Genomic DNA, 23,733 nt, shown 5'->3' on the forward strand with positions numbered 1-23,733 from the left:
TTATTTCAAAGGACGTCATTTTCCTTTCATCTTGCCAACATGGTAATATGAAGGAAGATGACGTTTTTTTACGTAGAGGAGTGGAAAATCTGTGAGCAAAAATAAAGTTTTATTATTAGATGGAAATAGCTTAGCGTATCGAGCATTTTTCGCGCTCCCATTACTGACGAATGAACATGGGATCCACACAAATTCAGTATATGGTTTTACAATGATGCTACAAAAAATATTGGATGAAGAACAACCAACACATATGCTTGTGGCATTTGATGCAGGGAAAACCACATTTAGGCACACGACTTTCGGTGAGTATAAGGGTGGCCGTCAAAAAACACCACCAGAGCTTTCTGAACAGTTTCCATATTTGCGAAAACTATTAAGCGCATATCAAATCCCGCAATATGAGCTTCCGATGTATGAAGCGGATGACATAATCGGGACGTTGAGCAAACAGGCAGAAGCAAAGGGAGAAGAAGTGATTATTGTTTCGGGTGATAAAGACCTTACACAGCTTTCTTCGGACTCGACGACTGTCTATATCACACGTAAAGGCATGACTGATATCGAGAAGTATACACCTGAGCACATACTGGAAAAGTATGGCTTAACCCCTGATCAAATCATTGATATGAAAGGATTAATGGGGGACGCATCAGATAATATTCCAGGAGTTCCTGGTGTCGGTGAAAAGACAGCAATCAAACTATTACTTGAACATCACTCGGTTAATGGTGTGTACGAAGGCCTTGAGAGTGTCAAAGGAGCAAAATTAAAAGAAAAACTGGTGGCCAATGAAGAACAGGCAAAAATGAGTAAAGTGTTGGCAACCATTGAAACACAAGCTCCAATCACTATTTCTTTAGAAGATTTGTCCTATAATGGTCCCGATATGGATGAGGTCATTAAAATTTGGCAGGAGCTGGCCTTCAAATCTCTATTAGAAAAAACAACCTATTCACAAGTGGAAGAAACGAAAGCAGATATTTCCTTCATTCACTTATCAGAAATTACGACAAATCAACTTTCAGAAGAAATGGCTGTTCATCTGGAATTGTATGACGAGCAGTATCATACAGCAGATATGTTGGGTGTCGCTCTTGTTGATGACAAAAATGCGTTTTTTATGAAAGTTGAGGATGCGTTTGCATGTGAATCATTCCGTACGTGGCTGGCTGATGAGTCGAAAAAGAAACAATTGGTAGATTCCAAAGCGGCACTTGCAGCTTTCCATCGCAATGGGGTACTGCTCGATGGTGTTGAATTCGACTTTGTCCTTGCTGCCTATATTGTAAATCCAGGGATTACATCTGATGATGTAGCTGTGTTATCGCGGGAGTTTGGTTACAGTGAAGTATTAACGAATGAGCAAGTGTATGGCAAAGGTGCTAAGAAATCAGTTCCTAGCGACGCCGAACTAGGAGAACATGTAGTTAGAAAAGCAATGGCCGTATGGAAACTGCGTAAAGTGATGGATGATCAGCTGAAAGAAAACGAGCAATATGAACTTTATCATGATTTGGAGTTACCATTAGCTACAATCCTCGGGAAGATGGAGTCAGATGGTGTGAAAGTCGATCGTCAAACACTGGTGGATATCGGTGAGGATTTAGCCGGGAAGTTGACGGAGATTGAACAAACCATTTATCATGCAGCAGGTGAAAACTTCAATATTAATTCACCGAAACAACTAGGTGTGATCTTGTTTGAAAAACTGGGGCTTCCACCTCTTAAAAAAACGAAGACAGGATACTCAACGGCCGCAGACGTTTTGGAGAAATTGGAAGGGAAGCATGAAGTCATTTCCCATATCCTTTTGTATCGTCAGTTGGGCAAATTGCAGTCGACGTATATTGAAGGATTGTTGAAAGAAATTCACAAGGACGACGGCAAAATTCATACGAGATACCAGCAAGCATTGACGCAAACAGGTCGTTTGAGTTCTACGAATCCAAACTTACAGAACATTCCGGTGCGTTTGGAAGAAGGCCGGAAAATCAGAAAGGCATTTGTCCCATCCCAACCAGATTGGATTTTATTTGCGGCTGATTACTCTCAAATTGAGTTACGCGTTTTAGCACATATGTCTGATGACGAAGAGCTGATTGAAGCTTTCCGAAATGACCTGGACATTCATACTAAAACTGCAATGGATGTTTTCCATGTTGAAGCAGATGCCGTGACGTCAGATATGCGACGCGCAGCTAAAGCAGTAAACTTCGGTATTGTTTACGGAATAAGTGACTACGGACTTTCTCAAAGCTTATCGATTTCCCGTAAAGAAGCGGCTGAGTTTATCGAGCGTTACCTGGAAAGCTTCCCAGGTGTGAAAACTTACATGGATGAAATTGTACGGGAAGCGAAGCAAAAGGGATTCGTCACGACCATTTTAAATAGAAGAAGGTACTTACCGGATATTACTAGCTCAAACTTTAACTTACGTGGCTTTGCTGAGCGTACGGCGATGAATACGCCTATCCAGGGAAGTGCTGCGGATATAATCAAAAAAGCAATGATAGATATGGCTGATCGTTTAGAGAAAGAAAACTTGCAAGCGAAAATGCTTCTTCAAGTGCACGATGAATTGATTTTTGAAGCACCTCAAGAAGAAATTGCGATTTTAGAAAAAATCGTACCTGAAGTAATGGAACACGCTATTGAATTAAAAGTGCCACTTAAAGTGGATTATGCATATGGTCTGACTTGGTACGATACGAAGTAAGGGGGCAAAATCATCATGCCTGAATTACCTGAAGTAGAGGGAGTCGTTAACTCCCTCAAACCGGTAGCTACCGGGAAGACCATTGAATCTGTAAAACTATCCGCCGTTCTAGAGGTTTCAAGACAGGCGGGAAAACAAGCCATTGTTAAAGGCTCAGAGCTTAAACACTTCAAGCAAGCACTCGAAAATGCTCAAATCACTCAGATCGTAAGAAGGTCTAAATATATTTATTTTCACTTACTTAAAGATCAACAAGATTTACTATTAGTAAATCATTTGGGAATGACCGGTGCATGGTTTTATGTCCAGGAAACTGCAGACATCACAGAAGATAAGTTCAGAAAACATATTCATGTCGTATTAACATTAGATGACGGCATGCTTTTGGTATATGCAGACATTCGGAGATTCGGCGAAATGCGTTTACTGGATTCAGAAGATCAATTTCCTCCATTATTGTTAATGGCACCCGAACCATTTGCGGAGTCCGCATTAAACCATTTTATTGATATGTCCTCGCTCTCTAAGTATCAAAATAAGTCCATAAAAGAAACAATCATGGATGGACAAGTTATTTCTGGATGTGGCAACATCTATGCCACTGAAGCTTTATTTCGAATGCATATACATCCGGGCAGAAAAGTGAAGCGTGTTAGTCAAAAAAGACTTATTCTCCTTTTTCAAACGATTGTCGATGTGTTGAACGAAAGCATATCTGCAGGAGGAAGCTCCATTTCAGATTATCGGAATATTAATGGGGAAGCAGGGGGCATGCAAAATCGCTTGTCCATGTATGGCAAGAAACAATGCCCTAATTGCTTGATTCCTACAAAACAAGTTGTACTTGGAGGACGAAACTCTTGGTATTGTCCTTCGTGTCAACGATAGAAGGATGGACAATAGATGATTATTGGATTAACAGGAAGTATTGCGAGTGGAAAAAGTACAATTTCAGCAATGTTGAAAGAAAAAGGCTATCCCATTATTGATGCGGATCTTGTAGCTCGAGTAGTCGTAGAACCTGGTACCGTAACATTGTCAGACATTGAATGCATATTTGGCAAAGAGGTAATGAATGAGGATGGCACATTAAACCGAGAAGCACTGGGGCAGCTCATTTTTCATGATCCAGCAAAAAGGAAACAACTCAACGATTTGATGCATCCAGCCATTCGTGCAGAAATGCTGCGCCAAAGAGATGAACTTTTTGAGAGTGGGGAAGAAACGTTGATTATGGATATCCCGCTTCTTTTTGAAAGTCGACTCCAACATTTTGTTGATAAAATACTGGTTGTCTCCGTAAAGGAAGAGACACAGCTACAGAGATTGATGCAGCGTAATTCGTTGTCTGAGGAAGAAGCTAAGGCGAGAATTCAGTCCCAATTACCACTTTCCGAAAAAGAAAAAGGTGCCGATGCGGTCATTTATAATAATGGGTCAATCGAACAATCAAAAGTTCAATTAGAGCGTATACTAGCTGAGTGGGACGTATAATGTCCCACTTTCTGAAAAATAGAACATTTCTACATTGCCAACAAAGTGTTTAACTTAGTTCAAAATGTGTTATACTAATTTCAGGTAAAAGATTAACAGTATAACATACTTGTAGGAGGATTTTTTATGTCAGCTTCTATCGCTATTAATGGATTTGGCCGTATTGGTCGTATGGTATTTCGCCAGGCAATTCTTCAAGATGATTTAAACGTGGTGGCAATTAATGCAAGTTATCCTGCTGAAACGTTAGCACATTTGATTAAGTATGACACAAATCATGGAACGTTTTCTGGTGACATTGTCATAGAAGAAAGCGCTTTAATTGTAAATGGTAAGCGAGTTCAACTTGTAAGTGACCGTGACCCATTGAAGTTACCATGGAAAGAAATGAACATTGATATCGTTATCGAAGCAACTGGAAAATTTAATGACCGCGAAAAAGCGGCATTGCATTTACAAGCTGGAGCTAAGAAAGTAATTTTGACTGCTCCTGGTAAAAATGAAGACATAACAATCGTTATGGGTGTAAATGATAATCAATTGAATATTGAAAAACATGACATCATTTCAAATGCCAGCTGTACAACAAACTGTCTAGCGCCAGTTGCGAAAGTACTGAATGACACGTTTGGCATCGAAAACGGTCTTATGACGACTATCCATGCGTATACAAATGATCAAAAGAACTTAGATAATCCACATAAAGATTTACGTCGTGCCCGTGCTTGTGCACAGTCCATCATCCCGACATCTACAGGAGCAGCGAAAGCATTGGCATTGGTTTTACCTGAATTGAAAGGTAAACTTCATGGTTTGTCTCTTCGCGTACCAACTCCAAATGTGTCATTAGTGGATCTTGTTGTAGATTTACAAACTGATGTGACGGCAGAAGAAGTAAATGCAGCATTTATTGAAGCTTCAAAAGGTTCAATGAAAGGGGTTCTTGGATTAACTGAAGAACCACTTGTGTCGATTGACTTCAATTCAAACCCACATTCAGCGATCATTGACGGTTTAACGACAATGGTTATGGGAACACGTAAGGTAAAAGTTCTCGCTTGGTATGATAATGAATGGGGCTACTCAGCACGTGTAGTAGATTTGACAAAAAAAGTAGGCGCAGCACTGAAAGACACAGTAATTGCCTAATAAAATATTCCTCCCTACATGCTTTCAAAAGTAGGGAGGAATTATTTTTTTCTCGAACACTTGCATTGTTTGAGATTACAACATATAATGTGAATCGTGTACTTTTATTGTACCAACTGACTGCTTAAAGGGTTAGGACCTCTCTGGACTAACTTTCCCCCGTGGTAGTCGACTTTGATGATTCAACAAACTATAAAAAAACTTATCAAAGGGGGAAACGAACCATGGAAACAATGGGGCGTCATGTTATCGCAGAACTATGGGAGTGCGAATTTGACAAATTGAACGATGAAACATACATCGAGCGTACGTTTGTAGAGGCAGCACTTAAATCAGGAGCAGAAGTACGTGAAGTAGCATTCCACAAATTTGCACCACAAGGTGTAAGTGGAGTCGTGATCATTTCTGAATCACACTTAACTATCCACAGCTTCCCAGAACACGGTTACGCAAGTATTGATGTATATACATGCGGCGATTTAGATCCAACAATTGCTGCTAAATATATTGCTGATGCACTTGGATCTCAGACTCGTGAAATGACAGAAATTCCACGTGGTATGGGTCCTGTTATTGCGGGTAAAGCGCGCGTAACAGCACATGCATAACAACTAAACTGAGTAGGCAGAGGGAGAAATTCCTCTGCTTTTTCGATTTTAATGGACTTTTTTTGATATAATAGGAACACTAAACGAATTCAGGAGATAAAACTATGAGATGTCCAGCTTGCCAATTTAATGGAACGCGGGTCGTGGATTCACGACCGGTAGACGATAATAAAGCGATCCGCAGAAGAAGAGAATGTGAAGACTGTGGTTTTCGTTTTACTACTTTCGAAAAAGTAGAAGAAATGCCGTTGATCGTAGTGAAAAAAGGTGGGTCACGCGAAGAATTCAGCCATGAAAAAGTATTGAGAGGCCTGATTCGCGCATGTGAAAAACGCCCTGTGACGCTTGAATCTCTTGAAAATGTCGTATTCTCAATTGAGAAAGATTTACGCCGAATCGGCAATTCCGAAGTGAAGTCAGAGGATGTTGGCGAAATGGTCATGGATCGTCTGGCAACCATCGATGAAGTAGCATACGTGCGCTTTGCGTCCGTATATCGACAATTTAAAGACATTAATGTGTTTATAGATGAATTAAAAGACTTGTTGAAGAAAAGTCCAGAAGACAAAAAATAAGGGACAGGAGGACGATGTTGCGTGCAACTATTATTTAAAGAACTTCAGCCGGTAGATAGCTTCATCATCCAAATGCCCAATATACTGACGGACAAGGATCGCCAGCTTGTGACGATGTTGTATAAACCTATCATTGGTTCAGATGCGATGAGTTTGTATTGTACATTATGGGCCGAATCAGAGGGCGAAACAACTGAACAATTGACACACTATTATTTAATGGATGTGTTGAATATGTCATTAAAGAAAATATTTGATGCCCGTGTGTCACTCGAAGCCATTGGACTGATGAAAACGTGGAAAAAAGATGATGACGAAAAACGTCTGTTCATATACGAGGTAGTAGCACCCCTGGATGCAGCTTCGTTCTTCAGTGAACCGATTTTGGCCACATCTTTATATAGCGTCATACACGAAAAAGCGTATATACGTATAAGAGAGCGCTTCGTTAAAAAGCAACCAATCTTAAACGGGTATGAGAATGTATCGCGTGACCTGCAGGACGTTTTTAAAAGCAACCATGATTACAATAAACTGGGGCATATATTTGAACCAGGACAAATTGAGCAAACTTCCGAACGGCCGAAGAAGATTCCTTTCTATTCGATGGATTTTGATTTTGATTTATTGAAATCAGGGTTATCTGAAGTCATGATTCCTTCCAGTGTATTAACTTTATCTGTAAAGGAACTGATTGCAAAAGTAGCTTTTCTATACTCGTTAAATGCAATCGATATGCAAAAAGTGTTGATGATGGCTATTGATGATCAAAATCGCATTACGGAAGATCGTTTGAAAAAAACAGCAGCTGATTATTACAAGCTCTCTATTTCTTCTAAACCTCCAAGGTTGATGCCTAAGGCTGGTGTGCAGCGTGAAGTGGTTTCTCAGGAAGTGAAACTTTCCAAAGATCAATCACTTATTAAATATCTCGAAGAAACGCCACCACTGGAAGTGTTAAGAGATTTATCGAACGGTAAGGAGCCTTTGCCTGTAGAAGTTGATTTAGCCAATGAACTTATATTTAAATATGGTTTTCCACCCGCAGTCGTCAATGTCTTATTACAATTCGTTCTAATCCGAGCGAAAATGAAACTGAACAAAAATTATGTGCACAAAATTGCAGCGCACTGGCAACGTGAAAACATTTCGACATGCGAACAGGCAATTGAAATTTCACGAAAAGAACATGACCAGTATATGGATTGGCAAAATTCATCAAAGACAACTTCATATAAGCGAAAAAATGTGCGCGATGAAAAAGTGCCGGAATGGTTCTATAAAGCGAAAGAAAATCGTTCAACGAAAAAAACGGTTGAAAATGAAGTGACAGAAGATTGGGAAGCAAAAAAACAGCAATTGCTTGAAAAACTCGGTGTAACAGAGGGGCAGGCGAAAACGAATGGAACCAATTAGTGAAACGTTAAAACGCGTCGTGAATGCACCTGAATTTTCGAAGCGTTATGAAAAAATGAAAAATGAAATTCTTGAAGATCGTGGAGTTCAAGCGTTTTTATCGGAGAACGCAGAGCTTGTCAACAAAGATATGGTAGATCGTGGACTCGGGAAACTATATGAATATACTTCTCAAAACCATGACTGTGAAACCTGTGAAAATGTGGCCAGCTGTCAGAATGTCATGAAAGGCTACGTGCCGAAATTGACAATAGTCCGCGGATCTATAGACCTTGATTACACAAGATGCAGACAAAAAACGATTGAAGATGAACGTCGTCAAGTGTCTGCAATGATATCGAGCATGCATATGCCAAAGGATGTGTTGCAGGCAACACTTGCGACCGTTACATACGATCATAATACCCGTGTGAATCTAGGTACGGCAGCAAATGCATTTATGGAAGAAGTCAAAACGACAGGGAATTTACCTGCAAAAGGCTTTTATATCTTTGGCGAATTTGGCGTTGGTAAATCCTATGTATTAGGCGCCCTGGCAAATGAACTTGCTGAACAGAAAATAAAAACAGTTCTTGTCTACGTGCCGGAATTTTTACGTGAAATGAAACACGCCATACAGGATCAGTCGCTACAGGAAAAAGTGGACTATGTAAAGAAAGCACCTGTACTTATGCTCGACGATTTAGGAGCTGAAACATTATCCAGCTGGACGAGAGACGAAATCCTTGGGACTGTGTTGCATTATCGTATGGCAGAGAACTTACCAACTTTCATTACATCGAACTTTGACTATGACGGACTCGAAGAGCATTTAGCGTACTCTGGAAAAGGCGAACGGGAACTAGTGAAAGCAGCGCGAATCATGGAACGTATACGTTCGATAACAATTCCGATGCGACTGAGCGGGAAAAATAGACGAGATGGATAAAGAAAAGTGTGACTACCTTGACTGTTTCAGCCGGGTAGTTTTTTTATGGGGAAATGTAAATGACAGAAGACTTGCATCTTAAACCAGACATAAAATCCAACTGAAAATGAGAAATAATATTTTTTTTATTTTCTGCTCTATTAAATGGTGTGGTTGTTTTTGCGCTTGCTGGTTCGTCTGCGGAAAGGGCAAAGATTCCTTTTTGTAAAATCAACCTTGATAGTTAATAAATCCCTTATTTTTAGAATAATAGAAATATTAAACGCTATGTAGAGGGTGATTGACATTCTCAATTACATGTCTATAATTGAGAGTGAGAATCGTTTTCAATGGTTCACTACATATACAAAGGGAGAGACATTCAGTGAAAAAAGCATTATTTATTGTTTTAGCTTTTGCTCTAGTCGTATTATCTGCATGTGGCAACGATACTACTTCTAAGGATACAAAGAACAAAGCAACAAAAGAAACAAACGAAACAAACGAAAGCAAAGAAGTAAACCTATACACAGCTCGTCACTATGATGTAGACGACCAACTCTACAAAAAATTCGAAGAAGAAACTGGCATCAAAGTAAATGTAATCAAAGGTGAAGCTGACGAATTACTTGAGCGTATTAAACGCGAAGGTGATGCAACTGAGGCAGATTTATTCTTGACTGCCGACGCTGGACGTTTATACCGTGCAAAAGAGGATGGGTTACTGCAAGCGGTATCAAGTGATGTTCTGGATGAACAAGTTCCAGCCAACTTCCAAGATAAAGATCAAATGTGGTACGGTTTAACAAAACGTGCTCGTGTCATTGTCTACAACAAAGAAACAGTGAAACCTGAAGAATTATCAACATATGAAGCGTTGACTGAAGACCAATGGAAAGGTCGCGTCTTGATTCGTGGCTCTGAAAATGTGTATAATCAATCTTTGTTAGCTTCTTTCATTGAAATCAATGGTGAAGAGAAAGCGAAAGAGTGGGCTGCTGGATTAGTATCGAACTTTGCGCGTGATCCTGAAGGTGGAGACCGTGATCAAGCGAAAGCAATTGCTGCAGGTGTTGGCGATGTAGCAATCATGAACACTTACTACTTTGGTCAAATGCTGAACTCTGAAGATCCAGAAGAAGTTAAAGTTGCAGAAGGCTTAGGCTTGTTCTTCCCTAACCAAGAAACGACAGGTACTCATGTTAACGTAAGTGGTGCCGGTGTCGTAAAAACGGCGAAGAACAAAGACAATGCGATCAAATTACTTGAGTTCCTATCATCTCCTGAATCTCAAGGAACATTTGCCGAAGCAAATTATGAATACCCAGTAAATGAATCAGTTGAACCGACTGAATTACTTAAATCATGGGGCGAATTCAAAGAACAAGATATCCCATTATCTGCTCTTGGTGACAACAATGCAAAATCAATTTTAATCTTCAACGAAGTTGGTTGGAAATAAACAAATCAAATGCCCTTGTTACGTTCAAACGTAACAAGGGATTTCTTGCGATTGGATAAGAGGTGTTGGTGACGTGCAAAGAAGATTGGCTAGTGTGAATATGTGGACGGTAGCAGCGGCAATCATTATGATTCTCCTGTTTTTACCGAATTTAACGATTGTCATGGGCGTTTTTTCTCCAGCCAATGAAAACTGGGCACATATGAAAGAATTTGTTCTAGGCTCTTTCATTAAAACCTCACTGATTTTAATTAGCACTACCGCTATACTAACGATATTCATAGGGTTGAGTCTGGCATGGTTGATTGCTCAATATCAATTCCCTTTGAGAAAATTTCTAAAATGGGCTCTTATTTTGCCTCTATCCATCCCACCTTTTATTGGTGCATATACATACCACGGGATTGTCAATTACACAGGAGTAATACAAAAGACTCTTAGAGATCGATTCGATATGGAGCTGAATCCTTCATTTTTTGACATCATGAATCTGCCCGGAGCAATTTTTATTTATACGATTTTTTTATATCCTTATGTTTATACAATTACCCGAATATTCTTATCCCAGCAATCTGCTTCATTGATTGAAAGTGCAAGAGTGCTCGGAAAAGGTCCTTGGCGCACGTTTTTTCAAGTCGTCATTCCTATTTCAAGGGTTTCCATTATTGGTGGAGCAAGTTTAGTTGTGCTGGAAGTGTTAAATGATTATGGTGTGGTGAAATACTTTGGCATCCAGACATTTACGACGGCAATATTTCAAACTTGGTTTGGTTTAGGTGATATTGAATCATCAATTAAACTTGCCGCATCCCTTATGGGGTTTGTCATCTTGATTCTATTGATTGAAAAAATATTGCGTGGAAGAAGGCAATACAGTTATTCCACCACCAAAGTGCGGCCATTGCCGCTTATTCAGTTGAGAGGCATGAAAGCGTTTCTTGCAACTGGTTACGGGTTGTTGATATTAAGTCTAGGATTCTTCATTCCAATAGCCCAGCTGATTGATTGGATGCTCCTGACGTTTGGGACAATCCCGATGGATGAATTTCTGACTTACGTTAAGAACTCAGTAACAGTAGCAGGCATCAGTGCATTTGTGATAATTGTTTTCGCTTTGATTGTCGGAAACTTCAGTCGTTTGGTACATAGCAAAGTAGCGAAACTGTTTCCTAAGTTAACAATTCTCGGTTACTCTATACCAGGAGCGGTGATTTCCGTAGCAGTTGTTACTGCATTTATTGCACTCGATCGTTTTCTTGCACCTTTGTATCAAATGCTCGGTGTTGGGACAACACTTGTTCTAAGTGTAAGTTTAACGATGTTGATTTCCGCCTATATCATCCGCTTCTTTGCAATTGGTTATAATTCCATTGAATCTGGATACGATAAAATTGGAACAGACTTTAGGGACGCTTCAAGACTTCTAGGTGTCGGGCCGACAAAAACGTTTTTCAAAGTAGATGTACCGATGCTGAAAGGCGCAATTATCAGCGGATATATTTTAGTTTTCATTGATATATTAAAAGAAATACCTTTAACGTTAATATTACGTCCATTCAATTTTGATACGCTTTCAACAAAAGCATTCCAATATGCAAGTGATGAAAAAATTATGGAAGCTTCACAAGCTTCGTTATTAATTGTCGGTATTAGTGCCCTTGCCATTGTTATTTTCTATAAGTTTCTCGAAAAGGAGCCGGATTGACATGTTTATTTCCATTCAAAATGTTTGTTTCAAATATCCAAATACAAATCGCTCTGCACTAGACCAGTTTTCAATGAATATTGAAAAAGGGGAAGTCATCTCAATATTAGGTCGAAGCGGCAGTGGAAAAAGCACGATACTGCGTCTCCTAGCTGGACTTGAAAAGCCAACTCAAGGTACATTGACGATTCAGGATGAAGTGATTTTTGATAACAAAACATTTCTGCAACCTGAGAAGCGAGGCATAGGAATGGTGTTTCAGGATTATGCGCTGTTTCCCCATATGACGGTTGGAGAGAATATCATATTCGGTTTATTTAAAATGAAAAAAGCAGAAAAGAAAAAACGCCTCGCGGAAGTTCTTGAATTAGTTGAACTTCAGGATTATGAGAAACGTTATCCGCATCAACTTAGTGGAGGTCAACAACAACGTGTGGCGATTGCAAGAGCTATTGCGCCAAACCCACACTTGATTTTATTGGATGAGCCTTTCAGTAATTTAGACGCAGAACTGCAAGTGAAAATTCGTAAAGACTTACGTGAAATTATTAAAAAAGCGAATATTACGTCCATCTTCGTCACACATGACGAAAATGATGCCCATGCATTAGCGGATCGTATCGTTAAGCTGAAAGATGGTTGCATTGATTTAATCGGTCGTCCTTGTGATTTGCTCGGGATTCATCCCCATCCAACGCCACAATTCGTACCGGAACAAGAAGCACGAGAATTAATGAGTGTATAATTTTAAATTTTCAGTTGCATTTGATTTCATGCAAGAGTAAAATGTCAACATAAGAATAAAGAAATGCCAAGAAGAGGACAATACTTGTCTGTACGACTTTTTAGAGAGAGAAGCCCTGGCTGAAAGCTTCTTAAGTACGACACTCAATTTACCACCTCGGAGCAGCAACAGTGAAATCGTTAGTAACTGTTGACGGTAACGGCCCGTTAGCCGGCTCAAAGCTTCATCTTTTTAGTCCTGGACTGAAGAGAAGGAAGAAGGGTGGAACCACGAACTCAAACCTCGTCCCTTTCATAGGACGGGGTTTTTTTGTGTTCAATTTTAATAATAAAAACGAAGGAGTGGGGTAAATGTCAGAAACAATTCAACTGAAATTTCCAGACGGCGCGATAAAGGAGTTCCCAAAAGGCACGACAACCGAAGATGTTGCAGCATCAATCAGTCCCGGCCTTCGTAAAAAAGCGTTGGCTGGTCAACTGGATAACCAACTTGTAGACTTGAAAGCACCACTTGAGCAAGATGGTGCAATTGCCATTGTTACTGCAGGCTCAGATGAAGCGCTGGAAGTGTTGCGTCATAGTACAGCTCACTTATTGGCTCAAGCAGTAAAGCGTCTTTTCAAAGATGTGAAATTAGGCGTAGGCCCAGTAATTGAAAATGGATTCTATTACGATATCGATTCACCACAACCAATTACTGCAGAAGATTTGACGGCTATTGAAAAAGAAATGAAGAAAATCATCAATGAAAATCTTGAAATTGTACGTCACAACGTGTCTCGTGCAGAAGCATTTGACAAGTTTAAAGAGGATGAATATAAAATTGAGTTGTTGGAAGCAATTGCTGAAGATGATCAAGTATCCATTTACGAACAAGGTGAATTTTTCGACTTATGTCGTGGGGTGCACGTTCCGTCTACTGGTAAGTTAAAAGAATTTAAATTACTAAGTATTGCAGGTGCATATTGGAGAGGTAACAGCGACAATAAAATGTTGCAACGCATCTACGGAACAGCTTTCTTCACAAAAGAAGAATTGGCTGCACATCTGAAAATGCTTGAAGAAGCGAGAGAGCGTGACCACCGTAAAATCGGGAAAGAACTTAATTTATTCATGAACTCACAAAAAGTAGGTCAAGGACTGCCGATGTGGTTACCTAAAGGTGCAACAATCCGCCGCATCATCGAACGCTATATTGTCGATAAAGAAGTGAAGCTGGGTTACGATCATGTCTACACGCCAGTAATGGGCAGTGTGGAACTGTACAAAACAAGCGGCCACTGGGATCATTATCAAGACGATATGTTCCCGGTAATGAGTATGGACAATGAAGATCTAGTATTGCGTCCGATGAACTGCCCTCATCATATGATGATTTTCAAAAATGGCATTCATTCATACCGTAACCTGCCTATGCGCATTGCTGAGCTTGGTACAATGCATCGTTATGAAATGTCCGGTGCTTTAAGTGGTCTTCAGCGTGTACGGGGAATGACATTGAATGATGCGCATATCTTCGTCCGCCCAGATCAAATCAAAGATGAGTTCAAGCGTGTTGTTCAATTGATTATTGGTGTTTATAAAGATTTTGATATTAATGATTACTCATACCGTTTGTCTTACCGTGATCCAGAAGATAAAGAAAAGTACTATGATGACGACGATATGTGGAACAAAGCACAAAGCATGCTGAAAGAAGCAATGGATGAGTTAAACTTGGACTACTACGAAGCTGATGGCGAAGCGGCGTTCTATGGCCCTAAATTGGATGTAATGGTCAAAACTGCAATAGGTAAAGAGGAAACGTTATCCACTGTTCAACTTGATTTCTTATTGCCTGAGAAATTTGATCTATCCTACATCGGTGAAGACGGCAAACAACATCGCCCAGTTGTCATCCACCGTGGAGTAGTATCAACTATGGAACGTTTCGTTGCTTTCCTAATCGAGGAGTATAAAGGTGCATTCCCGACTTGGCTGGCACCTGTTCAAGTTCAAGTCATCCCGGTTTCTAATGAGGTCCACTTCGATTATGCAAAAGGCGTTATCGAAAAACTCCAGGCAGCAGGCTTGCGTGTTGAGATGGACGAACGCGATGAAAAACTTGGCTACAAGATTCGTGAAGCACAGATGCAGAAGATTCCATACATGCTAGTCCTAGGTGACAAGGAGCTGGAAAGCGGCTTCGTGAATGTGCGCAAGTACGGTGAGCAGAATTCGGAAAGCATTCCATTTGACGAGTTCCTTTCACGCATTCAACAAGAAATTAACTAAAGCTGTTGACAACGATTTTTGTCTATGGTATTGTTATTAAGGTTAATGAATACAAAGTTTGTGGTATAAGAAGAGGCTGCCCGCTTCTCACCTGATTGACACTAGATGTAGTTGACAGGTCGGCACACGATTGAACGTAACGTACAGCGTTGTACTTGCATATATCGGCGGGCGGACATCTACTTATGTAAATGTCCGCTCGTTTTTTTATTGGTCCGGAACGGCGTAACCGATTTATTGAGCATTTCGATAAACGATATGCCCAAACCATGTATTCGCGACACTACCTGGAGGTGGATTACTATTAGCAAAGACATGTATGTAAACGATGGCATTCGCGCTCGTGAACTTCGTATTATCGATCAAAATGGTGATCAATTAGGAGTTAAAACGCGTTTTGAAGCGTTAGAAATTGCCGCTCGTGTTAATTTGGATCTTGTCCTTGTGGCCCCTCAAGCCAAGCCACCAGTCGCTCGTATCATGGACTATGGTAAATTCAAATTTGAGCAGCAAAAGAAAGATCGTGAGACTCGTAAAAATCAAAAGATTATCGTATTGAAAGAGGTTCGTTTGAGCCCGACAATCGATGAACATGATTTCCAAACGAAATTACGAAATGCAATCAAGTTCCTTGAAAAAGGAGACAAAGTCAAAGCTTCTATCCGTTTTAAAGGCCGTGCAATTACGCACAAAGAAATTGGCCAACGCGTGTTAGATCGTTTTGCAGAAGCTTGTGCTGAAGTATCGACGGTTGAACAAAAACCGAAGATGGAAGGCCGTAGCATGTTCTTGGTTCTTCAACCGAAGAACGAGAAAAAGTAAGATTGACGAACAGTTTAGGAGGAATTCGACATGCCAAAAATGAAAACTCACCGCGGCGCGGCTAAGCGTTTTAAAAAGACTGGTTCTGGAAAAATAAGACGTGCATCTGCATACCGCAGTCACTTATTCGCAAATAAGTCTACTAAAGCTAAACGTAAGTTACGTAAAGGTGGACTAGTTTCTTCTGGTGACTACAAACGCATCAAATCACTTATCGCTTACATGAAGTAAGTTAATACTCGAAACTTAAACATTCGAAATAAAAGCAGGAGGTAATGTATTATGCCACGCGTAAAAGGCGGAACAGTGACGCGCCAGCGTCGTAAAAAAGTTATAAAATTAGCAAAAGGTTATTATGGTGCTAAAAAATTACTATATAAAGTAGCAAACCAAGCAGTTATGAAATCAGGTAACTATGCTTACCGTGACCGTCGTAACAAAAAACGTGACTTCCGTAAATTATGGATCACACGTATCAATGCAGCAGCTCGCATGAATGGTCTTTCTTACAGCCGTTTAATGCACGGTTTGAAATTAGCTGGTATTGAAGTTAACCGTAAAATGTTAGCTGACCTAGCTGTTACAGACGCAGCAGCATTCACACAATTAGCAGAAGCTGCTAAAAAATCAATGAACAAGTAATTTTACTTATTCAAAAGGCTGATGGATTTTCCATCAGTCTTTTTTTATACTAATTCATACATAGTAATTTTGAGCTTCTGAAGATAATGGAAATAGATTGTGAAAAATTTATCGTTCAAACTGAGAGATTTATCGCTCAAACTAAGGTATTTGTCGATCAAAATATGAATTTATCGCTCAAACTGAAGCGTTTATCGTTCAAAGTGTTCTCAGAGGCAGCTAAACTAGTTGAGACTAATCACGTCAATCTATTAGGGGGAATTTTAGTATGCATCTCATACTTATCGGGTTTTTCATTATCATGTCCATCGTTTCGTTTTTTACTATGGGCCATGATAAAACAGCAGCAAAAGCGCATAAACGCAGAGTGCCAGAACGTACTCTATGGAACCTTGCGATACTTGGCGGTGGAGTGGGAGCGTACCTAGGAATGATTCTCTATCGCCATAAGACAAAACATATGTCCTTCCGAATTGGCTTTACATTACTGGCGATTCTACAGGTAGCTTTAATCATATGGGCGGCTCCATTGTTGAAAGAGTGGTCATGAAAAAAAGCAGTTATTGGATGATTCTCAGTCCACGCATAGATTCGTTGTGAACGCGAATAGAGGAGTGAAAAGCGTGAATAGGACCTCAAATTACGCGAATACCTTCAAAAATCTCATAATCCAATAACTAAATCAAAAACTCGACACTAATTTTTCGTGTCGGGTTTCTTCTTATTGGTTTTTCATCAATTTTTCGATTGGATTTTTCCAGCTGATATCCGCTTCTGGATAGTTCATCAAGATTTCTTTTTCCAGGAATAAAAAATCGTCCCGTGTAAAGCCTTGCAGTTTCATTGTATCTTTGACCCAGACAAATATGGACACAACTTCGAATGCATCACCAGTAGTACCAAGATATTTCTCGCCCTCAAACAGTGCCCCTTTAAATGAAATGAAGAAATTTTTCCTCACATTTTTCACATCATCGTAAAAATAGTAAGCACCCTTTTCGTAAGCGTCATCAAGTTTTCGCTTGGGATCCATTAAGTAAATAATTCCACGGTAAAACAAATAGACAACAAGTGCGAGTATAAGAAATCGGATCAATACGATGATCATAATGGAACCTCCCTTTGGGCAGACGTGTTACTATGGTATACGGATGAACAAATACTTTGGTTTCAAGATTGTTCAAATTTTTTTCTGGAGGTATTTGATATGGAATTACAGCAGTTATTTACGATGCAAAAAGCTCTCGACAGATATATTCAATCGGAGAAAAATATATCTCATGATGTATTTCTTGAAAAAGGGTTAGCGTTATTAGTTGAACTAGCTGAATTGGCGAATGAAACACGTTGCTTCAAATTTTGGAGTGCAAAAGGGCCATCCGATAAGGAAACGATTTTAGAAGAATACGTAGATTCCATTCATTTCTTACTGTCTCTCGGCATTGAAAAACAATTGGACGATTTAGATAGTTGGCCAGTTGAGGAAAAAGCAGGTTCTCTGACTCATTTATTTCTAAATACCCATGCATCTATTCAACAATTTCTCCATGAACCAACCAGACCGCTATATGAAGATGTGTGGAAATGGTATGGAGCCGTTGGATCATCACTAGGTTTTACACATCTTCAAATCGTAAAAGCATATATTGACAAGAATGAAAAAAATTACGAACGTCAACGCTCTGGTTATTAACGAATATTTTGAAAACTGAATACGTTTCCATTATAATAATATAGTTAGAGCATATTTAGGAGGACGAAATAATGACGAAACTTGATGAAACACTTACGATGCTGAAAGATTTAACAGATGCAAAGGCCATACCTGGGAATGAACGTGAAGCACGAGATGTTATGAGAAGATACATCGAGCCATTTGCTGACCGAATGGATTCAGATAATCTGGGTAGCTTAATTGCAGAAAAAGTAGGCGACGCGGAAGGCCCGAAAATCATGGTTGCCGGTCACTTGGATGAAGTCGGATTCATGATTACTCAAATTGATGATAAAGGTTTCTTAAAGTTCCAAACCGTTGGTGGCTGGTGGTCACAAGTTATGCTTGCTCAACGTGTAACTATTGTGACGCGTAAAGGTGAATCTATTACTGGTGTCATTGGATCGAAACCACCACATATCTTATCACCTGAAGCACGCAATAAACCGGTTGATATCAAAGACATGTTTATTGATATCGGTGCCTCTTCGAAAGAAGAAGCTATGGAGTGGGGCGTATTGCCAGGAGATATGGTAACACCATATTTCGAATTCTCTGTTATGAACAATGAAAAAATGCTTCTGGCAAAAGCGTGGGATAACCGTATTGGTTGTGCAATCGCAATTGATGTCCTGAAAGCATTAAAAGATGAGAAACATCCAAACATTGTATATGGTGTGGGAGCTGCCCAAGAAGAAGTTGGATTACGTGGAGCACGCACAGCAGCAGCGAAGATCAAGCCGGATATTGGTTTTGCAGTTGACGTCGGTATTGCTGGTGACACGCCAGGGATTACAGCAAAAGAATCTACAAGCAAAATGGGAGCAGGTCCACAATTGGTATTGTTTGATGCTTCAATGGTTTCTCACAAAGGACTTCGAGATTTAGTGGTAGATACTGCAGAAGAAAATAATATTCCCTATCAGTTTGAATCTATTCCTGGAGGCGGAACAGATGCCGGAGCGATTCATTTGACGGCGAACGGTGTTCCTTCATTGGCTATCGGGATCGCAACTCGCTATATTCATTCTCATGCAGGTATTTTACACCGTGATGATTATGAAAATGCAGTCAAACTGATTGTGGCGGTAATCAAAAAACTAGATCGTGACACAGTGAACAAAATTATCTTCGACTAATAAGGAAATCAGAAAGCATCGCTGAGGCGATGCTTTTTTGATACTCCATGTATTTAATGCATGATAGATTGTTGTCATATCAATCATTAATTGAAAGGTGAAGGCGTAGTCCAAGTGGCTACGCTTTTATTTATGTCTAATAAATGTTGAAGTGAGAAATTATTAAAAAATCTATTTTGTTTTCCAATCTACCTAGAGCATTTTTCTATCACTTAATATGTTATAGATGTAAGGGAAAAAGGATTGAGTGGAAACGCGTAATGGAGTCTACTAACAATCCAAACGGTAGGAGGTGAAATTAATAATGGGAAATAGCAAAAAGACATGGGTAAAAATTGAGGGCTGTAACTGTTTCAAATGTCGTGAAACAGAAAGCAAAGAAAAATGTGAAAAAAACCACGATTGGGATAAAAAAGATGCATGTACATGTGCTAAGTGTGGTGATGTTAACATCCATGTAGTATGCAAAGAAGAAGATCACGATAAGAAGAATCACGATGAGAAAAAGAAAGACGACTGTGAAAAATGCACAGGTAAAACAGACAAAGTAGAATTCCAATCAGACAAATCATTTTTAGACGATGAAATTTTCGAAGAACCGATCCAAGTACTTCAGGTTTCTTTCAACAAAATATGTGAAGGTGACAAGGTTTGGTTGAGTGGAATTGTTGGTTTTGATAATGACACAGATGTTTGTGGTAATGATGTTGCTGTGATTAAACTAACCATTGTAAGAACAACTGCGTCAGGAAGTGAGCGTACGATTTACAGACAAACTTTTGAAATCGATCAACCTGGACATGACGATCTTACTCAAGTGCCATTTGCACATGTGGAAATTGAATCAAATGAAAACAAAAATGTAACTTATACAGTTTTCGTACAACGCCTAAATGAAAACAGAGATGTATTTTTATTCGGACAAAACACATTAGCTGCTCTAAGAATTAACTAGTTCACGAAATGGATGTAAATTTGAAGTGTCTTATGAAAATAAGACACTTTATTTTTTATTATTAACTTATAATAATAAATATTCACATATAATTATAATGAAGTATGAATGCTTATGAAATTATAAAACTATTTGAATACTATAAATAGAGTGAAGCGTAGTCCAAGTGACTACGTTTTTTTATGTCCAAAAATATGAAACGATAGAAAAAACTATTAGTTTCCAATCTGCCTAGAGCAATTTTCTCTCTTTTAATATGTTATAGATGTAAGGCAAATACGGATTGAGAGAAACCGAAACATGGATTCTAGTATCGGTCCAAAAGGAAGGAGGTGCAATCAAATATGAGATATAACAAAAAGACGTGGGAAAAAATAGAGGGCTGTGACTGTTTCAAATGTCGTGAAGCAGAGACGAAAGTAGAATGGTGTGACCATAAACACGACTGGGATAAGAAGGAATGTCCTAAGTGTGGTGACGTTAACATTAAAGTAGTATGCGAGAAAGACGATCACGATAAGAAGGACAATCACGACAAGAAAAAACACGACTGTGAAAAATGCACGGGCAAAACAGACAAAGTAGAATTCCAATCAGACATATCATTTTTAGACGATGAAATTTTCGAAGAACCGATTCAAGTACTTCAGGTTACATTCAATAAAATCTGTGAGAATGACAAAGTATGGTTAAGCGGAATTGTTGGTTTTGACAATGACACAGATGTTATTGGTAATGATGTTGCTGTTATTAAGTTAACAATTGTAAGAACAACTCAGTCAGGTAGCGAACGTACAATCTACAGACAAATTTTCGAAATCGATCAACCTGGACATGACGATCTTACTCAAGTGCCATTTGCACATGTGGAATTCGAATCAAATGAAAACAAAAATGTAACTTATACAGTTTTCGTACAACGCCTGAATAATAACAGAGATGTATTTTTATTCGGACAAAACACATTGGCTGCTCTAAGAATTAACTAGTTCGCAGAATGGGTGTAAAGAAAGTTGAAGTGTCTTATGAAAATAAGACACTTTCTTTTGAATTAATTAATAAATATTCACTTGTAATTATAAATATTCAAATATATAATAATTATACATAATTATAACGAGGAGTGAATATTTATGAAATTACTTGAATTCGTAAATCTTGAAGTAGTGGAAAGTGTGAAAAATAAAGACTTGTTAACATGGCTCGACTATACTTCAATGGAAGTAAAACAATTGTTGGAACTAGCAACCAATCTGAAGAAGTTGGCTAAAAACAACGTGCACCCTCCACTACTGGCTGGAAAAACGGTTGGTCTCATATTTGAAAAACACTCAACCAGAACGCGTATTTCATTTGAAGTTGGAATCAATCAATTAGGTGGTCATGCAATGTATATGCATGCAAGAGACTTGCAAATCGGACGTGGGGAGCCTATTTCAGATACTGGAAAAGTATTATCGGGTTATATGGACGGCATTATGATTCGTGCCCATTCACATAAAATGGTCGAAGAATTAGCTGAAGCTGCGAGTGTTCCTGTCATCAATGGCTTAACAGATCTTTTCCATCCCTGCCAGGCATTAGCCGATGTCCTGACGATTCATGAAGTGAAAGGCTATTTAGCAGGTTTAAAACTTGCTTACGTGGGGGACGGGAATAATGTAGCACATTCTCTCGTTATTGCGTGTGCCCATTTAGGAATTGATGTATCCATTGCAACGCCTAAAGGTTTTGAAATTGATTCCACGATTCTTAACAAGGCTCAAAAACTAGCCGCTTCAAATGGTTCAAGCATCCTGGCGACTAACAATCCAATTGAATCTGTATCGGGTGCGGATGTCATTTATACAGATGTCTGGACCAGTATGGGGCAAGAAGAAGAGACAGCCGCGCGACTTGATGCTTTCAAAGAGTATCAAATTAATGAAGATCTCGTGAAACACGCCAAAACGGATTATTTATTCTTGCACTGCTTGCCCGCGCATCGTGAGGAAGAAGTCGCAACATCTATCATCGATGGTCCGCATTCAGCTGTATTTGAACAAGCAGAAAATCGACTCCATGCTCAAAAAGCCATATTAGCATCGATTCTGTCATAAAGTAGAAAAGCTCCTGATTAATTTTTCAGGAGCTTTTTTATGGAAAAAATTACATTAAATTTGTTAATGATACTTTACTTAATGTTAACTATAGTTTACATTATGAATATAATACTTAACATGAAGAGGTGGAAGGCATGCTCCATAACCGAGTCAAAGAGCTTCGTGCCCGATTTGGTTTTTCGCAAGGTGAACTGGGTGAAAGAGTGGGTGTTACACGACAAACCATTGGATTTATCGAAAAAGGAGATTTTTCACCATCGATAACATTGGCATTAAAACTGGCACGAGAGTTTGAAATAAGTGTAGACCAATTATTTTGGTTAGAAGGGGATAAACCATTATGAAAAAAGATTTACGCGTGCAGTATCCTTTATGGCAAATGGCGTTTATTGTATTGTTTGGTTTTATAGCATTTAGTTTAACAGGTGCCTCCACAGAGCTATACAAAACATCTGAAGAATTAAGTTTTTCCGTAGAGCTCGATGCATTGGAATCATTTTTATTGTTGGGTGCTCTTTTTATTACAGTTTTGATGATCACAATTTTTTCGATGAAAATCTCTAAACATAACAAGCAAAATCCAACCCAAAAACTATCACTGTGGCAGATACGACCATTGGAATACTTGGAGCAAGATGAAGGCATGATGTACATTACGAGAAGAGCTGCTCAAAAAGTTTACACATTCTTTGTGTGGGCACTGCCGCTTATGGCAACGATTTTCCTAGTATTTGAATTATCTAGATTCTGGATGATTTTCGGTATATTGATCTTGGCGTGGATGCAATATTTAATTTATTACATTGAAGTACGAAAAYATTTGGTAGAGGGAGAAGAATAATGTGGGAATATTTTTTAGTGTTTTTAGGGGCGGCCATTCCATGGCTTGAAATGGCCGTGGTAATTCCACTAGGTATCTTAACGGGATTAAATCCTTTTTGGGTAGTCGTCATTGGCTTTATCGGGAATATGGTAACGGTCTTGGCATTAATCATCGGATACAATAAATTTAAAATATGGTTAGTGAAAAGACGCGAGGGGAAAGTACAGAAAGAATCCAAGCGCAGTGAACGTGCAAAAAGGATTTGGAATAAATATGGGCTACCTGGAATGTTGTTGCTTGGACCCATACTGATTGGGACCCACATTGCTGCATTTATCGCGATGACATTGGGTGGGAGCAAAAAACAGACGACCATATGGTCTGCCATCAGCATTGCTTTGTGGGCATTGGTATTCGGAATTTTAACGGCACTCGGCTTTGATTTCTTTGTGCGGGAAATATAAATGAAAAAGTCTCCGTGCA

25 protein-coding genes and 1 other annotated feature are annotated in these 23,733 nt (G+C 39.2%); of the genes, 24 read left to right on the forward strand and 1 reads right to left on the reverse strand.

Going from position 1 to position 23,733, the window contains the following annotated elements; all coding sequences use genetic code 11:
* Positions 1-91 precede the first annotated feature (91 nt).
* From polA to AC1DSK_RS12310, 16 genes are all read left to right on the forward strand, one after another.
* On the forward strand, positions 92-2,719 hold the full coding sequence (gene polA, locus AC1DSK_RS12235; RefSeq protein WP_477547058.1) for a DNA polymerase I: 2,628 nt from the start codon (positions 92-94) through the stop codon (positions 2,717-2,719).
* Positions 2,720-2,734: 15 nt separating this feature from the next.
* Positions 2,735-3,607 (forward strand): bifunctional DNA-formamidopyrimidine glycosylase/DNA-(apurinic or apyrimidinic site) lyase, encoded by an 873-nt coding sequence (gene mutM, locus AC1DSK_RS12240; RefSeq protein ID WP_477547057.1) that lies wholly within the window; start codon positions 2,735-2,737, stop codon positions 3,605-3,607.
* Between the two features lie 15 nt (positions 3,608-3,622).
* Positions 3,623-4,213: a dephospho-CoA kinase gene (coaE, locus tag AC1DSK_RS12245; RefSeq protein ID WP_477547056.1), complete on the forward strand. Its 591-nt coding sequence runs from the start codon at positions 3,623-3,625 to the stop codon at positions 4,211-4,213.
* 126 nt (positions 4,214-4,339) lie between these two features.
* Entirely contained in the window at positions 4,340-5,362 is a 1,023-nt protein-coding gene (locus tag AC1DSK_RS12250) for a glyceraldehyde-3-phosphate dehydrogenase (protein ID WP_477547055.1), read from the forward strand.
* 224 nt (positions 5,363-5,586) lie between these two features.
* Positions 5,587-5,970, forward strand: coding sequence for an adenosylmethionine decarboxylase (gene speD, locus AC1DSK_RS12255; RefSeq protein ID WP_016426700.1), 384 nt, complete (start codon positions 5,587-5,589; stop codon positions 5,968-5,970).
* A gap of 104 nt (positions 5,971-6,074) precedes the next feature.
* A complete protein-coding gene (gene nrdR, locus AC1DSK_RS12260; protein WP_016426701.1) occupies positions 6,075-6,545 on the forward strand; it encodes a transcriptional regulator NrdR in 471 nt (156 codons plus the stop codon).
* Between the two features lie 21 nt (positions 6,546-6,566).
* Positions 6,567-7,961 carry a replication initiation and membrane attachment family protein gene (locus tag AC1DSK_RS12265; protein WP_477547054.1) on the forward strand — a complete coding sequence of 465 codons (1,395 nt, stop codon included), beginning with the start codon at positions 6,567-6,569 and terminating at the stop codon, positions 7,959-7,961.
* Complete coding sequence (gene dnaI, locus AC1DSK_RS12270) at positions 7,948-8,889, forward strand: primosomal protein DnaI (protein ID WP_477547053.1); 942 nt, start codon at positions 7,948-7,950, stop codon at positions 8,887-8,889. Before AC1DSK_RS12265 ends, dnaI begins: the two co-directional genes overlap by 14 nt.
* A 364-nt stretch (positions 8,890-9,253) precedes the next feature.
* Entirely contained in the window at positions 9,254-10,330 is a 1,077-nt protein-coding gene (locus AC1DSK_RS12275; protein ID WP_477547052.1) for a Fe(3+) ABC transporter substrate-binding protein, read from the forward strand.
* Positions 10,331-10,403: 73 nt separating this feature from the next.
* Positions 10,404-12,035 carry an ABC transporter permease gene (locus AC1DSK_RS12280; RefSeq protein ID WP_477547051.1) on the forward strand — a complete coding sequence of 544 codons (1,632 nt, stop codon included), beginning with the start codon at positions 10,404-10,406 and terminating at the stop codon, positions 12,033-12,035.
* A 1-nt stretch (position 12,036) separates the two neighbouring features.
* On the forward strand, positions 12,037-12,780 hold the full coding sequence (locus tag AC1DSK_RS12285; protein WP_016426706.1) for an ABC transporter ATP-binding protein: 744 nt from the start codon (positions 12,037-12,039) through the stop codon (positions 12,778-12,780).
* 59 nt (positions 12,781-12,839) lie between these two features.
* Positions 12,840-13,073: a binding site (T-box leader), on the forward strand.
* Between the two features lie 57 nt (positions 13,074-13,130).
* Positions 13,131-15,053, forward strand: a complete 1,923-nt coding sequence (gene thrS / locus AC1DSK_RS12290; protein WP_016426707.1) for a threonine--tRNA ligase — start codon at positions 13,131-13,133, stop codon at positions 15,051-15,053.
* 315 nt (positions 15,054-15,368) lie between these two features.
* Positions 15,369-15,875 (forward strand): translation initiation factor IF-3, encoded by a 507-nt coding sequence (gene infC, locus AC1DSK_RS12295; protein WP_016426708.1) that lies wholly within the window; start codon positions 15,369-15,371, stop codon positions 15,873-15,875.
* A 30-nt stretch (positions 15,876-15,905) separates the two neighbouring features.
* Positions 15,906-16,106: a 50S ribosomal protein L35 gene (rpmI, locus tag AC1DSK_RS12300; RefSeq protein ID WP_016426709.1), complete on the forward strand. Its 201-nt coding sequence runs from the start codon at positions 15,906-15,908 to the stop codon at positions 16,104-16,106.
* Between the two features lie 51 nt (positions 16,107-16,157).
* The gene (gene rplT / locus AC1DSK_RS12305; RefSeq protein WP_016426710.1) at positions 16,158-16,517 is read left to right on the forward strand and encodes a 50S ribosomal protein L20; all 360 of its coding nucleotides are present in this window, start codon (positions 16,158-16,160) and stop codon (positions 16,515-16,517) included.
* A gap of 268 nt (positions 16,518-16,785) precedes the next feature.
* Positions 16,786-17,067, forward strand: a complete 282-nt coding sequence (locus AC1DSK_RS12310; RefSeq protein ID WP_477547049.1) for a DUF1294 domain-containing protein — start codon at positions 16,786-16,788, stop codon at positions 17,065-17,067.
* A gap of 171 nt (positions 17,068-17,238) precedes the next feature.
* Here AC1DSK_RS12310 and AC1DSK_RS12315 read toward each other — a convergent pair whose 3' ends face one another.
* On the reverse strand, positions 17,239-17,625 hold the full coding sequence (locus tag AC1DSK_RS12315) for a hypothetical protein (RefSeq protein WP_016426713.1): 387 nt from the start codon (positions 17,623-17,625) through the stop codon (positions 17,239-17,241).
* Between the two features lie 99 nt (positions 17,626-17,724).
* Between AC1DSK_RS12315 and AC1DSK_RS12320 the strand changes: the two genes are divergently transcribed.
* From AC1DSK_RS12320 to AC1DSK_RS12355, 8 genes are all read left to right on the forward strand, one after another.
* On the forward strand, positions 17,725-18,210 hold the full coding sequence (locus tag AC1DSK_RS12320) for a dUTP diphosphatase (protein WP_016426714.1): 486 nt from the start codon (positions 17,725-17,727) through the stop codon (positions 18,208-18,210).
* A 71-nt stretch (positions 18,211-18,281) separates the two neighbouring features.
* Positions 18,282-19,370, forward strand: a complete 1,089-nt coding sequence (locus AC1DSK_RS12325) for a M42 family metallopeptidase (protein ID WP_016426715.1) — start codon at positions 18,282-18,284, stop codon at positions 19,368-19,370.
* Between the two features lie 304 nt (positions 19,371-19,674).
* Positions 19,675-20,325, forward strand: coding sequence for a hypothetical protein (locus AC1DSK_RS12330; protein ID WP_477547048.1), 651 nt, complete (start codon positions 19,675-19,677; stop codon positions 20,323-20,325).
* A gap of 344 nt (positions 20,326-20,669) precedes the next feature.
* A complete protein-coding gene (locus AC1DSK_RS12335; RefSeq protein ID WP_477547047.1) occupies positions 20,670-21,314 on the forward strand; it encodes a hypothetical protein in 645 nt (214 codons plus the stop codon).
* A 144-nt stretch (positions 21,315-21,458) separates the two neighbouring features.
* Positions 21,459-22,424: an ornithine carbamoyltransferase gene (gene argF, locus AC1DSK_RS12340; RefSeq protein WP_477547046.1), complete on the forward strand. Its 966-nt coding sequence runs from the start codon at positions 21,459-21,461 to the stop codon at positions 22,422-22,424.
* 137 nt (positions 22,425-22,561) lie between these two features.
* Entirely contained in the window at positions 22,562-22,771 is a 210-nt protein-coding gene (locus tag AC1DSK_RS12345; protein WP_477547045.1) for a helix-turn-helix transcriptional regulator, read from the forward strand.
* Positions 22,768-23,268, forward strand: coding sequence for a hypothetical protein (locus tag AC1DSK_RS12350; protein WP_477598248.1), 501 nt, complete (start codon positions 22,768-22,770; stop codon positions 23,266-23,268). Before AC1DSK_RS12345 ends, AC1DSK_RS12350 begins: the two co-directional genes overlap by 4 nt.
* Positions 23,268-23,714 carry a small multi-drug export protein gene (locus AC1DSK_RS12355; protein WP_477547043.1) on the forward strand — a complete coding sequence of 149 codons (447 nt, stop codon included), beginning with the start codon at positions 23,268-23,270 and terminating at the stop codon, positions 23,712-23,714. Before AC1DSK_RS12350 ends, AC1DSK_RS12355 begins: the two co-directional genes overlap by 1 nt.
* Positions 23,715-23,733: the final 19 nt, after the last annotated feature.

It is taken from the genome of Paenisporosarcina sp. P4_B8 (genome assembly GCF_056402175.1).

Excerpts from the sequence above, each read along its gene's own strand:
- mutM (WP_477547057.1), top strand. The coding sequence starts at position 2,735 with ATGCCTGAATTACCTGAAGTAGAGGGAGTCGTTAACTCCCTCAAACCG.
- coaE (WP_477547056.1), top strand. The coding sequence starts at position 3,623 with ATGATTATTGGATTAACAGGAAGTATTGCGAGTGGAAAAAGTACAATT.
- AC1DSK_RS12250 (WP_477547055.1), top strand. The coding sequence starts at position 4,340 with ATGTCAGCTTCTATCGCTATTAATGGATTTGGCCGTATTGGTCGTATG.
- speD (WP_016426700.1), top strand. The coding sequence starts at position 5,587 with ATGGAAACAATGGGGCGTCATGTTATCGCAGAACTATGGGAGTGCGAA.
- nrdR (WP_016426701.1), top strand. The coding sequence starts at position 6,075 with ATGAGATGTCCAGCTTGCCAATTTAATGGAACGCGGGTCGTGGATTCA.
- dnaI (WP_477547053.1), top strand. The coding sequence starts at position 7,948 with ATGGAACCAATTAGTGAAACGTTAAAACGCGTCGTGAATGCACCTGAA.
- AC1DSK_RS12285 (WP_016426706.1), top strand. The coding sequence starts at position 12,037 with ATGTTTATTTCCATTCAAAATGTTTGTTTCAAATATCCAAATACAAAT.
- thrS (WP_016426707.1), top strand. The coding sequence starts at position 13,131 with ATGTCAGAAACAATTCAACTGAAATTTCCAGACGGCGCGATAAAGGAG.
- infC (WP_016426708.1), top strand. The coding sequence starts at position 15,369 with ATGTATGTAAACGATGGCATTCGCGCTCGTGAACTTCGTATTATCGAT.
- rpmI (WP_016426709.1), top strand. The coding sequence starts at position 15,906 with ATGCCAAAAATGAAAACTCACCGCGGCGCGGCTAAGCGTTTTAAAAAG.
- rplT (WP_016426710.1), top strand. The coding sequence starts at position 16,158 with ATGCCACGCGTAAAAGGCGGAACAGTGACGCGCCAGCGTCGTAAAAAA.
- AC1DSK_RS12310 (WP_477547049.1), top strand. The coding sequence starts at position 16,786 with ATGCATCTCATACTTATCGGGTTTTTCATTATCATGTCCATCGTTTCG.
- AC1DSK_RS12315 (WP_016426713.1), bottom strand. The coding sequence starts at position 17,625 with ATGATCATCGTATTGATCCGATTTCTTATACTCGCACTTGTTGTCTAT.
- AC1DSK_RS12320 (WP_016426714.1), top strand. The coding sequence starts at position 17,725 with ATGGAATTACAGCAGTTATTTACGATGCAAAAAGCTCTCGACAGATAT.
- AC1DSK_RS12325 (WP_016426715.1), top strand. The coding sequence starts at position 18,282 with ATGACGAAACTTGATGAAACACTTACGATGCTGAAAGATTTAACAGAT.
- AC1DSK_RS12330 (WP_477547048.1), top strand. The coding sequence starts at position 19,675 with ATGGGAAATAGCAAAAAGACATGGGTAAAAATTGAGGGCTGTAACTGT.
- AC1DSK_RS12335 (WP_477547047.1), top strand. The coding sequence starts at position 20,670 with ATGAGATATAACAAAAAGACGTGGGAAAAAATAGAGGGCTGTGACTGT.
- argF (WP_477547046.1), top strand. The coding sequence starts at position 21,459 with ATGAAATTACTTGAATTCGTAAATCTTGAAGTAGTGGAAAGTGTGAAA.
- AC1DSK_RS12345 (WP_477547045.1), top strand. The coding sequence starts at position 22,562 with ATGCTCCATAACCGAGTCAAAGAGCTTCGTGCCCGATTTGGTTTTTCG.
- AC1DSK_RS12355 (WP_477547043.1), top strand. The coding sequence starts at position 23,268 with ATGTGGGAATATTTTTTAGTGTTTTTAGGGGCGGCCATTCCATGGCTT.